12 protein-coding genes and 1 tRNA gene are annotated in these 13,984 nt (G+C 36.6%); 9 read left to right on the forward strand and 4 right to left on the reverse strand.

The window, feature by feature from the left end:
- Window positions 1-10 precede the first annotated feature (10 nt).
- The 3 genes from pstC (at window position 11) to pstB (ending at window position 3,023) form a co-directional block, all read left to right on the forward strand.
- Complete coding sequence (gene pstC / locus A5482_RS08275) at window positions 11-973, forward strand: phosphate ABC transporter permease subunit PstC (protein WP_069789771.1); 963 nt, start codon at window positions 11-13, stop codon at window positions 971-973.
- A gap of 84 nt (window positions 974-1,057) precedes the next feature.
- Complete coding sequence (gene pstA, locus A5482_RS08280; RefSeq protein ID WP_069789770.1) at window positions 1,058-1,948, forward strand: phosphate ABC transporter permease PstA; 891 nt, start codon at window positions 1,058-1,060, stop codon at window positions 1,946-1,948.
- A 268-nt stretch (window positions 1,949-2,216) separates the two neighbouring features.
- A complete protein-coding gene (gene pstB, locus A5482_RS08285) occupies window positions 2,217-3,023 on the forward strand; it encodes a phosphate ABC transporter ATP-binding protein PstB (RefSeq protein ID WP_069789769.1) in 807 nt (268 codons plus the stop codon).
- 184 nt (window positions 3,024-3,207) lie between these two features.
- Here pstB and ctpC read toward each other — a convergent pair whose 3' ends face one another.
- Entirely contained in the window at window positions 3,208-4,482 is a 1,275-nt protein-coding gene (gene ctpC, locus A5482_RS08290) for a carboxyl-terminal processing protease CtpC (protein WP_069789768.1), read from the reverse strand.
- A gap of 504 nt (window positions 4,483-4,986) precedes the next feature.
- On the opposite strand from ctpC, the gene A5482_RS08295 reads away from it, so the two are divergent.
- Together A5482_RS08295 and A5482_RS08300 are read left to right on the forward strand one after the other, a co-directional pair.
- Complete coding sequence (locus tag A5482_RS08295) at window positions 4,987-5,439, forward strand: Hsp20/alpha crystallin family protein (RefSeq protein WP_069789767.1); 453 nt, start codon at window positions 4,987-4,989, stop codon at window positions 5,437-5,439.
- Window positions 5,440-5,568: 129 nt separating this feature from the next.
- A complete protein-coding gene (locus tag A5482_RS08300) occupies window positions 5,569-6,321 on the forward strand; it encodes an SDR family NAD(P)-dependent oxidoreductase (protein ID WP_069789766.1) in 753 nt (250 codons plus the stop codon).
- A 335-nt stretch (window positions 6,322-6,656) separates the two neighbouring features.
- Here the strand turns inward: A5482_RS08300 and A5482_RS08305 are convergent, their stop codons facing one another.
- Window positions 6,657-8,240 carry an IS1634 family transposase gene (locus tag A5482_RS08305; RefSeq protein WP_069791669.1) on the reverse strand — a complete coding sequence of 528 codons (1,584 nt, stop codon included), beginning with the start codon at window positions 8,238-8,240 and terminating at the stop codon, window positions 6,657-6,659.
- 213 nt (window positions 8,241-8,453) lie between these two features.
- Here A5482_RS08305 and A5482_RS08310 point away from each other — a divergent pair, with 213 nt between their 5' ends.
- Both A5482_RS08310 and A5482_RS08315 read left to right on the forward strand, forming a co-directional pair.
- Window positions 8,454-8,807 carry a nucleotidyltransferase family protein gene (locus tag A5482_RS08310; RefSeq protein ID WP_069791024.1) on the forward strand — a complete coding sequence of 118 codons (354 nt, stop codon included), beginning with the start codon at window positions 8,454-8,456 and terminating at the stop codon, window positions 8,805-8,807.
- A 43-nt stretch (window positions 8,808-8,850) separates the two neighbouring features.
- The gene (locus A5482_RS08315; protein ID WP_242411967.1) at window positions 8,851-9,090 is read left to right on the forward strand and encodes a HepT-like ribonuclease domain-containing protein; all 240 of its coding nucleotides are present in this window, start codon (window positions 8,851-8,853) and stop codon (window positions 9,088-9,090) included.
- Between the two features lie 218 nt (window positions 9,091-9,308).
- Here the strand turns inward: A5482_RS08315 and A5482_RS08320 are convergent, their stop codons facing one another.
- Both A5482_RS08320 and A5482_RS08325 read right to left on the reverse strand, forming a co-directional pair.
- Window positions 9,309-9,440: a hypothetical protein gene (locus A5482_RS08320; protein WP_255365546.1), complete on the reverse strand. Its 132-nt coding sequence runs from the start codon at window positions 9,438-9,440 to the stop codon at window positions 9,309-9,311.
- Window positions 9,441-9,527: 87 nt separating this feature from the next.
- Window positions 9,528-9,598, reverse strand: a tRNA-Gly gene (locus tag A5482_RS08325).
- Between the two features lie 152 nt (window positions 9,599-9,750).
- Between A5482_RS08325 and cruG the strand changes: the two genes are divergently transcribed.
- Complete coding sequence (gene cruG, locus A5482_RS08330) at window positions 9,751-10,923, forward strand: 2'-O-glycosyltransferase CruG (protein ID WP_069791040.1); 1,173 nt, start codon at window positions 9,751-9,753, stop codon at window positions 10,921-10,923.
- A gap of 429 nt (window positions 10,924-11,352) precedes the next feature.
- Window positions 11,353-13,896 (forward strand): DUF3536 domain-containing protein, encoded by a 2,544-nt coding sequence (locus A5482_RS08335; protein WP_069791026.1) that lies wholly within the window; start codon window positions 11,353-11,355, stop codon window positions 13,894-13,896.
- Window positions 13,897-13,984 lie beyond the last annotated feature (88 nt).

Below are 13,984 nucleotides of genomic sequence, written 5' to 3' on the forward strand. Positions count from 1 at the left end.
GGTGTAAAAAATGAGTGCTTCTGGTTATTCCAGTCGATCTGGTGCCGTTACCGATTCAAGGTCTGTGGCCGAAAAAAATATTGATCTGGGTTTTCGTTGGCTTACTTATGCTTTTGCCATCGGCATTGGTTTAATTTTAGTAAGTATTGCTCTGATTATTATTATTGGGGCTTGGCCAGCTATTGTTGAGATCAATTTTAGTTTCTTTGCGGGAAGCAATTGGAATCCTGTTATTGATAACTATGGAACTTTGATGGTAATTTACGGAACTTTGGTAAGTTCTTTTATTGCTTTATTAATAGCTGTTCCTTTAGGAGTTGGTGCTGCGATCTTTTTGAGTGAAGATTTTATTCCTGAGCAAATTCGTACAATCTTAGTCTTTTTAGTAGAAATTTTGGCAGCCATCCCCAGTGTGGTTTATGGATTGTGGGGGATTTTCGTATTAATCCCCATCACAAAAGTTTTTGGTACTTGGTTGAATACTAACTTTGGCTGGATTCCCATTTTTAGTACTGTGCCACCTGGTCCGGGTATGCTACCCGCCGGGATCATTTTATCCATTATGATTTTACCAATTATTATTGCCATTTCCCGTGATTCTTTGGCATCTTTACCCCCTGATTTGCGTCAAGCATCTTTGGGATTGGGGGCAACCCGTTGGGAAACTATTTTTCGTGTTTTAATTCCTGCGGCTATTTCTGGGATTGTGGGGGGAACTATGTTGGCTTTAGGTCGTGCCATGGGAGAGACTATGGCTGCCACGATGATTATTGGTAACTCTAACCGTCTTAATATTTCCATTTTAGATCCTGCCAATACGATCGCCTCTTTAATCGCTAACCAGTTCGCTGAGGCAAGTGGTTTACAGGTTTCAGCTCTGATGTATGCTGGTTTAGTATTGATGATTTTAACTTTTATTGTGAATATTTTTGCGGAAATTATTGTTAATAAGATTAAGGCAAAATATGAATAATCTGGTTGTTAACAAACATCTTTTTGACAACTAATTTAGTCACTCTAATCATTGGTTTATGTGTAATTTTATTTTAATTTTATTATGGCTTCTTCCACCGTTAAGGGTTTAAATTTAAAAAAGCAAGGTAGTAGCCCAAGGACTATTTTGGGTAATATCATGACAGCCATTTCTGCCTTGTGTGTTATCATCACCGTCATTCCTTTGGTGGCGGTAATCTACTTTGTCTTGATCCAAGGTTTTAGTCGTTTAAATACAGATTTGTTTACCAAGTTACCCCCTCCTCCTGGTTTAACGGATGGGGGATTAGCTAATGCCATTATCGGGACTTTGGTGGTGGTAGGTATTGCCACGGTCATTGCTGTGCCTTTTGGGGTGATGGCGGCTATTTATTTATCAGAATTTAGCGGTAACAATAAAACGGCTCTGACCATTCGCTTTGCCACTAACGTTTTGAGTGGTGTACCTTCTATTATTGCGGGGGTATTTGCTTACGGTTTATTGGTATCTAGTGGTATTATCGGCTTTTCTGCGGTGGCTGGGGGCGTTGCTTTGGCGGTGTTGATGCTACCAACGATCATTCGTACTACCGATGAGGCTCTAAAAATTGTTCCCCAAGATGTTCGCTGGGCGGCTTTGGGGGTTGGTGCTTATAATTATCAAACCGTGATAAAAATCGTTCTACCTGCGGCCTTGCCCGGTATCATCACTGGGGTTACTTTGGCGATCGCCCGAGCAGCGGGGGAAACTGCTCCCCTATTGTTTACGGCTTTATATTCCAACTTCTGGCCCAATGTTTCTGTTCAAGGTTTCTTAGAACCCATCGCCACCTTAGCGGTATTGGTGTACAACTTTGCGATCGTACCTTTTCCAGCCCAGAACGAATTAGCTTGGGCAGGGGCTTTAATCTTGGTATCATTAGTATTATTAACCAGCATTCTTGCTCGTCTAGCTACCCGTAAACAAGTGTATTAATTGAAGAAAGATTCAAAAATAAATTAATACTTTTAACCTTAAAATTATTACAGATATAACATCTCATTTTTTTTAGTTAATTCAGAATTGTTCCATAACATTCCTAAATAAATTGTGAAAAGATACTCGGTTTAACTTTTTCCCCATGGGGGAGTGTGAAATCAACAATTATCGCCACAAAAACAGGATTGTTTTATCTACAAAGTAAATCTATTACTTATTATTTATCACTAACTCACATAAAACAATGTACTCCGAGAATAGTTACATGGACTCTCCAAACATAAATAGCGGTGGCTCAAGGGTCATGGCATTAGAGAACGTTGATATTTATTATGGTAAGTTTAAAGCCGTCAGAGGCGTAAATTTAGATATTGAGCAAAATAAAATCACTGCTTTTATTGGCCCTTCGGGATGCGGTAAAAGTACCATTCTTCGATCCCTCAACCGTCTTAACGATCTGATCAAAATCTTCCATCTCACAGGCAGAATAAGTTATCATGGACAAAATTTATATGCCAAAGATATTGACCCCGTAAGACTACGGAAACACATTGGCATGGTATTCCAGCGCCCTAACCCCTTCCCAAAAACCATTTATGATAATGTTGCCTATGGGGCAAGAATCAATGGTTATAAGGGAGATTTAGATGAATTGGTCGAAACTTGTTTACGTCGCTCGGTACTATGGGATGAAGTCAAAGACAAGTTGCAAGAAAGTGGTTTTTCTCTATCTGGGGGGCAACAACAAAGGTTATGTATCGCCAGAACCATTGCCGCTGAGCCAGAAGTGTTGTTAATGGATGAACCTTGTTCGGCATTAGATCCTATTTCTACCCTCAAAATAGAGGAGTTGATGCACGAGTTAAAACAAAACTATACCATTGTGATTGTTACCCATAATATGCAACAGGCGACGAGGGTTGCGGATAAAACTGCTTTTTTTAATGCTGAAGCGGTGGGTAATAAGGGTAATAAGGTGGGTTATTTGGTGGAGTTTGATGAAACCGACAAGATATTTAATGATCCTGCTGAGGAGTTAACCAGAGACTATGTAACTGGTAAATTTGGTTAAAGTTTGCTCATTTAATTAAATCGTTATTGTGGGGGCGTTATAGATTACGTCTCTTTTTTTTGACTATATATAGTAGTCGGCAAGGGGCTAGGAGTTGGGCAAGGGGCCTCGAGCCCCTTGTTAAAACTTACAGATAAAACTCAACTTATAAATGAGTGCGTAATGTCAGTTATGGAAATAATGATTAATTTTGGGCAGTTTTGGTAATTTGATTACGAAGAGTCTCAAAGGCTTTTTTGAATTGCCCATCTTCTAAGGTTCCGACTTTTTGGCGATCGCCCGCTAAAAGTTCTTGTTCTTCCTCGCTAAGTTCCGATACAATATCAGGGGTAATACCTTCCTTGTTAATATCTCGACCATCGGGGGTAAGATACTTAGAAATAGTAACCGCTAATCCAGAACCATCACTCAAGCCCCGCACCGATTGCACCAAACCTTTTCCAAAAGTTTGAGTTCCCACAATGGTTGCTCTTTCGTTGTCCTGCAGCGCCCCTGACACAATTTCACTAGCACTAGCAGAACCACCATCTACCAATACTACTAAGGGCTTATCTGTCAAAGCTCTACCATTCGCTTGGTGGCTATCCACTTCCCCTACCCTGTCAACGGTGGTGACAATGCCCCCTTGATCAATAAACATTCGAGAAATTTCTACACTAGAGTATAACAAACCCCCAGGATTAGAACGTAGATCTAATATATAACCATTAACATTTTCTGATTCCGCCTGTGCGATCGCATTGCGCATCTCTGCAGAAGCATTATTACTAAATTGAACCAAACGAATATAAGCAACCTTACCAATATTAGGGTCTTCCTCAATTCTTGCCCTAACAGGCTTAATTTCAATTTTGGCACGGGTAAGATCAAAATCTATTTCCCGACTATCCCTTTGTATAGTCAACACCACATTACTTCCAGGGACACCTCTAATTAAATTAACCGCATCATTAAGCTCCATACCTTCGGTACTTTGACCATCAATTTTAGTAATAATATCCTTTGCCATAAGTCCAGCATCCGAAGCGGGGGTGTCTTCGATGGGTGCCACCACCACAATATTATCTGTCTCCTCCTCCTTGGTAATTTGAATACCTACCCCCGTCAACTCCCCAGAAGTATCAATCTGCATACTTCTAAACTCTTCAGGGTTCATAAAGCGAGTATAAGGGTCATCCAATGTTTTCAACATTTCTCTCACCGCCTCATAGGCCTCTTCCTCATTAGCGTATTCCCTTTCTAGGTACTCATTTCTGATGCTACGCCAATCTTGACCGTTAAAAGTTGCATCGACATAACGGCTATTGATTACTTGCCATACTTCATCGACTATTTCTTTAGGGCTTTGTTGCACAAAAGCCTGAGTTTGGGAATAATGGAGTCCAAAGCCTGTGATTGCTACACTACCAGCAGTTAAAGCAGCCGCCCCTAAAATTAGTCCATTCTTAGTGATATTCATATTGTCGAGTTAGTGTGATGAAAATAAGTTTTTCTTTTTTTTAGCCTTGTTAAAGATAATTCATTTTATACTTTTCTATCTTTAATGATTAACTATTTAGAATACTTTGATATTAGCATAATTTATTTTTTGATAGTAAAAGACTGCCCTTCTATGATGAATCGATGAACCTACCACGAAGTATTAACCAGCTTTATCTTGCTTCTATTTTTACTTACATTCTCATTTCGGCGTTGCTGAATTTATATATTATTTTTAGTTTAGATGGGAGTAGGGAATGGGCAATGAGTAATGGTCATAATATTTTAAATATTGAATGTTCATTGTAATTTAATAAGATTTGATAACAAAATTAGGCGATGCCTACTCAATAAACTAACAAGAAATATTCGGTAAACTGTCCTCAAAAAATATCGGTTTTCACTACCCTACCTTTACATAATAACTGGCAACATATAAAGTAAAGAATAATTTATAAATAACGATTGCTGGAGGATTAAGTTCATGTCTTTAGTTCGTTTTTATCCCCTTTCTGATGTAAATATTTTGCACCGTCAAATGAACCGCTTATTTGATGAGTTAAGTAATAATTGGGAGCAAGTGCCAACCATTGGTAATATTCCTTTAGAATTATTTGATAATGGCGATAATCTTACCTTAAAAGCAGTGATTCCTGGCATAAACAAAGATGATATTGATATCAGTACTACCCGTCAGAGCATAAAAATTATGGGAGAATTTAATCAAAAAGCCGAAGAAAAAGAAAACAATTATTATATTTCTGAATTTAATTATGGTAAGTTTGAACGCACAATAACCTTACCTATAGCCATCAAAAATAATGAGGTTACAGCGGATTATAATGATGGTATTTTAACCTTAAATTTACCTAAAGTAGAAGAAGTAAAAAATAAAGTTGTCAAGGTTAGTTTAAATTCCAATAATACTGTATTGTAAACCGCCGACAATGACATTTATTATGGGTGGGCAACTGTTCACCTTTTTTTATTGTTTTATCAACTAAAGTTGCTGATCACTTTACAAAAGTAAATGCTATCATAGCCATAAAAATAATTTGACAATAGTATGTCTGATAAATATTGTTTAATACTAGGAGCGAGTCAGGGTATCGGTTTAGGCTTTGTAAAACAATTAATTCAAGAACAAAATTACACAACAATATATACGGTATATCGAAATCAAAATACTGCACAAGAATTATTTAATTTACAAAAAGAGTATCCTCATAATATTGTCTGTTTACAAGGAGATATTACCCAAGAAAAAGATATTGTTAACATAGTAGAAAAAATAAAATCGACAGCTAATAAACTACACCTAGTTATAAACTGTGTCGGCATCCTCCATGAAGAAGAAATTGAACCAGAAAAAAGTTTAAAACATATCAATAACGACAACTTATTACGTTATTTTCAGGTCAACTCTATTCCCACTGTCTTATTAGCTAAACATTTATTGATTTTGTTAAAACATTCAGAAATTAGCATTTTTACCACCATATCGGCGAAAGTGGGAAGCATAGAGGACAATTATTTGGGGGGCTGGTATGGTTATCGTGCTTCCAAATCTGCTCTTAATATGTTTCTCAAAAATATTGCGATCGAATACAATAGAGTGAGTAAAAAAACTATTGTGGTGGCTTTGCATCCCGGAACGACTGATACAAAATTATCAAAACCGTTTCAAGGAAATGTTGTCCCTGAAAAGTTATTTTCTGTGGAGCGTTGCACTTCCCAATTACTATCAATAATTAATGCTTTAAACAAGGATGATCACGGAAAGTTTTTCTCTTGGGATGGTTCTATTTTACCTTGGTAATTAATTTGAAATGCTGATTATATTATTATATTATCAAAAGTAATTTATGGATTAAAGTAAAATTGATTTAGTCTTCTGACATCCAAAAAAAACTGTTCTATTCTCATGATTGATCCGACTTTCCGCACTTCATTTTGTCACAAATAAAGCGACATAAAGAAGATGAGCTATTTGTAATGGTTTGAGTAAAAATTATCTTTAATGTCTTTTTCTCTGCTATTTTACTCTTGGACTATTTCTATATTTTCCCACCACAAACCTATGCCATCAATTTTTTTATTTTATGTTGTAATGGCTCTTATTTTTGTTGATGTTTTCCTAACTATCAAGGTTTTTTATTGATAATATTCACGACATTTTGCTGGTAAATATTCTAATATTTCTTCTCTATCTTTATTCATATTTACGATTCTTTCTTCTTCATTTATTTTTGCCAGATAGATTCCTTGAAAGCATTGGAATATCCATCTCATTGTTACTTTTTCTGTTCTTTTTCCTACTTGGTTTCTCAATCCTACTTTTCTTCTTTTTAATTCTTTTCTCATTTCTCTTTGAGCTAGGTTATATATCAATAAGCTCAAGGACATTAACCATAATATCCCTTCCAACCTCTCCACCTTTTTTACATAAAAACTCTCGGTAAAAAATAAGGGATTCTTTAAAAATCTAAATCCTCTTTCTACTTTTTGTTGTTGTTTATATTCCCATAGTATTTCCCATGGTTTTAATCTTTCTTCCTCCATTACATTGGTTGCTAAGATAAATCTTCCTGCTTGATTTTTCTTTTTTTCTATTTCTTCTTCCTTCTCTCTTACCACTACACTTACTTCATATTTTCCTTTCTCTTGCTTTCTAATGTCTTCTATCTCTAACTCATAATATTTAAACCTTTTATTCTTTTTCTTTATTTCTCGTTCACATTCTTTGTTATCGCACCACAATTTTCTAGATATTTTCTTTTTCTCTTTTTCTACTTCCTCTTTTTCTAGGGGAATTGCTTTTTTTATTTTTTTTAGATCGCTTTCTTTTCTTTTTTTATTTTCTACTACTAACCATCTCTGGTTTATTCCCCCATAGTTTTCCTTGATTACTTTCCATTCATAACCTCTTTCTTTCAATTCTTGTTCTTGCTCATTTTCTATCTCTGTCCATAATATTTCTTCGTTTTCTACTAATTCTCTCCCTTTTTTTACTGTTAATGGCACTCTTGTTATCCATTTCATTTCCCCTAGTAATTGGATATTCTCTTGACTATATAAGGCACTATCACATACTGTTATACTCTCTGTTTCTATACTTTTCTTATACTCTTTTACTATCTTGACAAATTCTTTTTTATCACTTTGATTTCCCTGTCCTGATTTCATCCATAATGGTATTTCTCCGTCCCCTGATACTATTAAATTTAATACACATTGTTTTAAATCTGGACGATTATCTTTTGAATACCCATGACATATTTTGATGGTTTTTCTATTTTCTTCTTCCTCATTTTCATATTTACCATCCACATGAAATGATGTGGAGTCTAAGTGGTGATAATTACTTTTTATTTGATATTTTTTTATTACTTCTATGACTATTTCTATGAACAAATTACTTAGTCCATATTCGTATAGTTCATCTAAACTTCTCCCTAATTTGTCATCATTTAAGTATTCTTTTTTTACTTCTTTTCCTAGTAATTTTTCTATTGCTTTGTCGTTAAAAAACTCTGAAAATAGGTACAATGGCTGAGACACAAAACCCAAGGCATTGAGAATCATTGCCTTGACTACTAATCCTTTACTAATTTTTTCTGTAGCATAGGATGGTAGTTTTTGGTTTACAATCTCTACAATGCCTACCTCGTCTACTATTCCAGCTATTATACCTAAATGATCAATATTTTCTATTTCAATGTTTATTGATTCATACATTTTCCTAGACTTATCATTACTCTATTAAAACTAATTTACTCTATTCCACTTCATCTTTTTTATCACTTTTTTTGTAGTATTCTTGCTTTTTCTTGAACTATGCGGAAGGTCGGCACAACTCTAATGACTATGGTGTTAATGCGCAAATAGAGGATTTCCTTTATGCTAACTTAGAAAATATACTCGATGTAAAAAGTTTTGATATTTTTAGCTATGGACATTTATCACCGCCTAAACACAGAAATTACTGATGTTAGTAGAGTATGTCAACAATGGCAAATTATCGAATTAGCCCTATTTGGTTCAGTTTTGAGAGATGACTTTAATCAAAACAGCGATATTGATTTATTAGTCACCTTTGCGGAAGAGGCAAAAATCACTTTTTTCGATCTCGACACCATTGAATATCAATTCAGTTTATTATTTAATCGTGCTGTTGATGTGGTGACAAAAAGATCGATCGAAAATAGCCATAACTGGATCAGAAAAAATAATGTTTTAAACCATTTTCAAATAATCTATGAACAGAAATCAGGAAGCAATCTTAGATTTAATAAAAGCCTGTAATTTGATTATTAAATTCTGTACTAATCTAGATCAGGAATCTTTTTTGAATGACGAAAAAACTCAATCATCGGTTTTATATCAAATAATCATTATTGGTGAAGCAGTTAACAGATTAACTCCTGATTTTATTGCTAAATATCCTCAAATTCCCTTTAATGCGATTCGGGGAATGCGTAATCGTGTTGTCCATGAATATAAAGAAGTTGATGTTCAAATTTTATGGGAAGTGACTCAATCTAATATACCTGAATTATTAGAATCTATTGATAAATTAGAGAGTTAAAATCATAAAGTTAAATAAAAAACACTTAAGTAAGTGGGCATAATTAAATCGATTTAGGCAAGGGTTTAAACCCCTTGTTCATAAGAGTCTTAAGAGCTATAATCAATTTCGCCAACCTACTTATTATTATTAAATCAATATCGAAAAAATATATTAATCATGGCTAAAATGATCCCTAGAAACTTTCCCTAAATAATAAAAAGTTATGCGGAAAAAAATTATTTGACATTTTTCATCAACACTTGAGTGATAAATATATCGTTTTTCATCTGTAAATCGGCAAGGATTTTTTGTACCATATCCAAATTTAGCCCTAGGTCTTGGTATTTTTTGACTTTTTGAGCAACCATTGGATTTTCCTAAGGTTTTAGTTGTATTTTTTTGTTGACGTACAACAGAAGGTCGTCAATGAATTGTATAACAACTTTTATCTACAAAGCGGGTGGGGGGAATCGAACCCCCATCATTAGCTTGGAAGGCTAAGGTTTTACCACTAAACTACACCCGCAGGTGCTTTGCTGGTTACCTATTATAGCGAAACTTTTTTCATTGTGCAAGGATGTTTTGGGCTTTTGTCAAAAAAAACCGCCGTTAAAAGTGGCTATGGCTTCAAAAATAAACCCCATCACGGTAAAATCATATTACATTTTATTAAGAAATATGGATATAGTTACCTTCACTTTTTTCGTTTTATTGTTATTTCAGGGGGTTTGTACCTTTATTCTTTTGGCCAGACTATTTCGAGGAGCAAAAAGATTTCCCCCCCTTATCCCCCAATCAGCAAAACCTGAGCAGTTAGCAAAAGTTTCCGTAGTGGTACCCACCCTCAACGAAGTAAACCGCATTGATGGGATGTTATCAGGAATTACCCGTCAAACCTATGAACTAAGAGAGATATTAATAGTTGACAGCGACTCGAAAGATGGCACGAGGGAAAAAGTAAAAGATGTGGCGCAAAAAGATCCCCGTGTTAAACTCTTAAGTGACCCTCCTTTACCTTCTAACTGGGTAGGGCGCCCATGGGCTTTACATAACGGTTTTTTGTCTAGTTCATCGAGTAGTGAATGGATATTGGGCATTGATGCGGATACTCAACCTCAACCTGGTTTAGTGCCTAGTTTGATTGATTTTGCCCAAACTCAGGGTTATGATGTGTTGTCCTTATCTCCTCAGTTTATTCTCAAGTCTGGGGGAGAATGGTGGTTGCAACCTGCTTTGTTGATGACTTTGTTATATCGTTTTGAGTCTTCGGGGGTAAATGCTATGACTCCTGAAACGGTGATGGCCAATGGTCAATGTTTTTTGATTAAGCGTAAGGTATTGGAAGATTTAGAGGGATATTCCATGGCTTCTGATTCTTTTTGTGATGATGTTACCCTTGCCCGTGGGGCTGCGATGAAGGGTTATAAGGTAGGTTTTGCCGATGGGGCAAAGTTGATCAAGGTGAGAATGTACGAGGGTTTGCAAGAAACTTGGCAGGAGTGGGGACGTTCTTTGGATTTGAAGGACGCAGCTTCTAAGGCTCAGTTGTGGGGTGAGTGTGGTTTCTTGGCTTTGGTGCAGGGTTTACCGTTACCTCTAACTATTTTCGGTATCTTCAATTATCATCATTATGATTATCTAACTTTTAAGTTGTTATTTATTCTTAATCTGTTTTTATTGTTAATTCGTTTTGCTCTTTTAGGCGCGATCGCCCCTAGCTATGAAAAAGGAAAATCAGCGAGTCGTTTCTTATTTTGGCTATCTCCCACCGCCGATATTTTCGCCGTCATCCGTATTTTTATATCTGCTCTCACAAAACCCAAAACATGGCGAGGCAGAGCTTATGGGTAGTAAATCTTTTGTAAATTTATATTAAAAAAAGGGTGTTTGGGCTGGGCTTTTCATGCCCAGTGTACTATTATTAATAATAGAAATATGGTGTTTTTCAACTAAAAATAGTTAGATTCCTATTGTATAAAATACACTCTTATTATCAGGGTTTTTTGAGCAAAAGTCAACAAAAAAAATCAATTTTTGTAACTATTCTTAACATCGCAATGAGTTGTTGTTTTTCATAAAAATATTATTTTCCAAAAGAGCTAGGACGTAGAGGGTACTAGGAAAGAAGAATATGAATAAAAGAATAATTTGAGGGAAAATGAGTGGTTAGTTCAGTAAATATTAACAACCGATCGCACTTAATTTGTATATTATGGAATAGGTGTTAGGCTAAAGAAAGCGAGAATATTTAAAGATACATAGATTATCAGATTACGCCCCATGAGTACAGTTACCGCAACAAACCCCAAGAATTTAACCGTTGAAAAGCAAGAAAATACCCGACCTACAGCTACAGGAATATATGTAACCGTCCATGGGCATTTTTACCAACCTCCCAGAGAAAACCCTTACTTAAACGCCATTGAGCGTCAACCGAGCGCCCATCCTTTCCATGATTGGAATGAAAGAATTTTCCATGAATGTTATCGCAATAATGTATTTGCTCGTATATACAATGATCAAGGACAGATAGTCGGCATCGTCAATAACTTTGAGTATTTGAGCTTCAATATTGGAGCCACTCTCATGTCATGGTTGCAAAAATATGATGAGGAAGTATATGAGAAGATTATAGAAGCAGATAAGGCGAGTTGTGAAAGGCTTAATGGTCACGGAAATGCGATCGCCCAGGTTTATAATCACATTATCCTGCCCCTAGCCAACGAAAAAGACAAATATACCCAAGTGCGCTGGGGTATCACCGACTTTTACCAACGTTTTGGGCGCCATCCCGAAGGAATGTGGTTAGCAGAAACCGCCGTGGATTACGCCACCCTAGGAGTGTTAATCGATGAAGGGATAAAGTTTATTATCCTTGCCCCAGGGCAAGCGAAAAAATGTCGCCCCACAAATCCCGACGGCACAAAAGGAGAATGGTTAGAAGTAGGGGGAGGACAAATCGATCCCACTCGCCCCTATCGTTGTTATGTTAAAGGACATGGTCACATTTATCTATTCTTTTATGATGGCCCCATATCAGGGGATATGGGTTTTGGGGATGTGCTATCTAGTAGCCATAACTTTTATTCTCGTCTCAAGTTAGCCATCAGAGGAGATGACCGAAAATCTCAGTTAATTTCCGTTGCCACCGATGGAGAAACCTTTGGACACCACAAAAGAGATACAGAAAGATGTCTCGCCTATGCCTTTACAAAAGAATTTCCCCAGCAAGGCTGGAATGTAACCAATTATGCCCACTATCTTAGTTTAGTAGAACCCACTTGGGAAGTGGAACTAAAACCCGTCACCGCTTGGAGTTGCTCCCATGGGGTTGATAGGTGGCAGGATGATTGTGGTTGTGGGGGCGGTGGAGGTTTCCACCTCAAATGGCGCCGTCCGTTACGGGATAGTCTCAACTGGTTACGAGATGAGTTAACCAAGGTATATGAAGAAGTTGCCCCTAACTATTTCATCGATATTTGGAAAGCGAGGGATGAGTATGTGAAAGTTATTTTAGATCGTAGCCCCGACAATGTGGACAAGTTTTTGGCAAACCATAGCCGTCAATCCTTACCTCCTTCGGAACAAATTGACGCTTTGCGGTTGTTGGAGATGCAACGTAATTCTTTATTGATGTTCACCAGTTGCGGATGGTTTTTTGAAGAAATTTCCCGTCCTGAGGGTACGCAGATATTGCGCTATGCTTCAAGGGCTATGGAGTTGGCAGGGGAAATTTCGGGTGTCCAATTAGAAAAAGAGTTTATTAAGCGTCTCAAAAAGGCGCCTAGTAATGTGGAAAGTTATGGCAATGGTGGGCAAGTATATCTACAGTCGGTAATCCCTAGTCAAATTACCCTGAAACAAGTAGCCGCCCATTACGCCATTAGTTCTCTCTATACCAATTATTCAACGGATGAGACAATCTACTGTTATGATGCGCACCAATTAGACTATCAAAAACAGCAAGTTGGTTCATTAACTTTAGCGGTGGGGCAGGTTAAATTAACTTCTCAGATTACCCTAGAAAGCTCTCACTATGTGTTTGGGGTAATTCATCTAGGAGGGTGGGATTTCCATTGTTGTATTCAACCTTTTACCAGTCGTTTAGCCTATAGTCAGATTAAGTCTAAATTATTCTCTGCCCTTAAGGATATAAGTGTGGTAGAGGTTATTTTGTTGATGAGTGAGTTGTTTGGTAATCAGTCTTTTGATTTACAACAGATTTTTGGGGAGGAGAAGTTAATTATCCGTGATAAGTTGATGGAGACAACGAAAAAACATCTTGATCAACTTTATACTCAGGTGTATCGGGATAATTACAGTATTTTGTTGGCTTATTATCGGGATGATATGCCCGTGCCTCAAGAGTTGCAGGTGGCGGCGCAAGTGGCGATTTCCTATCGTTGTACTCTAGTGATTCAGGAGTTGGCGACTAAATGCCCCATGTCTTGTAATGTGGAGGGTTATTTGATGGAGTTAGAGGCGATCGCATCGGAGGCAGATCATTTAAACTGTAAGTTAGAGATACCAGATGCCAAGGAAACTTTGGAAAAACTGATGGGAGATTTTTTGACCCAAGTTTTGGATGGTGCTTCGATTCAAACCATTGAACAGGATATTGAGAGTATTAAGAGTATTATCGATTTGGGTAAACTATTAAAAATTGATCTTTGTTTACATAAGGTACAAGAGCAGTTATATTTCTTTGTTCATCAAAAATCCATCGAGAGTATCATCGAAAAAGAAACATTAATCCCTAATAGTCCTAAATTGCGATCGCTCTTTAAGCTAGGGGAATATTTATCAGTCCATTGTGGTAGATAGGTTTTAGCAATTTTAGACTCTGTGGGAAAATTGTTTCTTGAATAACAAGGGATTTTAAGTAAGTAGGCATAATTAAATCGATTTAGGC

The organism is Cyanobacterium sp. IPPAS B-1200 (genome assembly GCF_001747005.2).
In the GTDB taxonomy this organism is placed as follows: Bacteria; Cyanobacteriota; Cyanobacteriia; order Cyanobacteriales; family Cyanobacteriaceae; genus Cyanobacterium.

Bases quoted from the DNA above. Each gene is read 5' to 3' on its own strand.
- pstC (WP_069789771.1), top strand. From the start codon at position 11: ATGAGTGCTTCTGGTTATTCCAGTCGATCTGGTGCCGTTACCGATTCA.
- pstA (WP_069789770.1), top strand. From the start codon at position 1,058: ATGGCTTCTTCCACCGTTAAGGGTTTAAATTTAAAAAAGCAAGGTAGT.
- pstB (WP_069789769.1), top strand. From the start codon at position 2,217: ATGGACTCTCCAAACATAAATAGCGGTGGCTCAAGGGTCATGGCATTA.
- ctpC (WP_069789768.1), bottom strand. From the start codon at position 4,482: ATGAATATCACTAAGAATGGACTAATTTTAGGGGCGGCTGCTTTAACT.
- A5482_RS08295 (WP_069789767.1), top strand. From the start codon at position 4,987: ATGTCTTTAGTTCGTTTTTATCCCCTTTCTGATGTAAATATTTTGCAC.
- A5482_RS08300 (WP_069789766.1), top strand. From the start codon at position 5,569: ATGTCTGATAAATATTGTTTAATACTAGGAGCGAGTCAGGGTATCGGT.
- A5482_RS08305 (WP_069791669.1), bottom strand. From the start codon at position 8,240: ATGTATGAATCAATAAACATTGAAATAGAAAATATTGATCATTTAGGT.
- A5482_RS08310 (WP_069791024.1), top strand. From the start codon at position 8,454: ATGGACATTTATCACCGCCTAAACACAGAAATTACTGATGTTAGTAGA.
- A5482_RS08320 (WP_255365546.1), bottom strand. From the start codon at position 9,440: ATGGTTGCTCAAAAAGTCAAAAAATACCAAGACCTAGGGCTAAATTTG.
- cruG (WP_069791040.1), top strand. From the start codon at position 9,751: ATGGATATAGTTACCTTCACTTTTTTCGTTTTATTGTTATTTCAGGGG.
- A5482_RS08335 (WP_069791026.1), top strand. From the start codon at position 11,353: ATGAGTACAGTTACCGCAACAAACCCCAAGAATTTAACCGTTGAAAAG.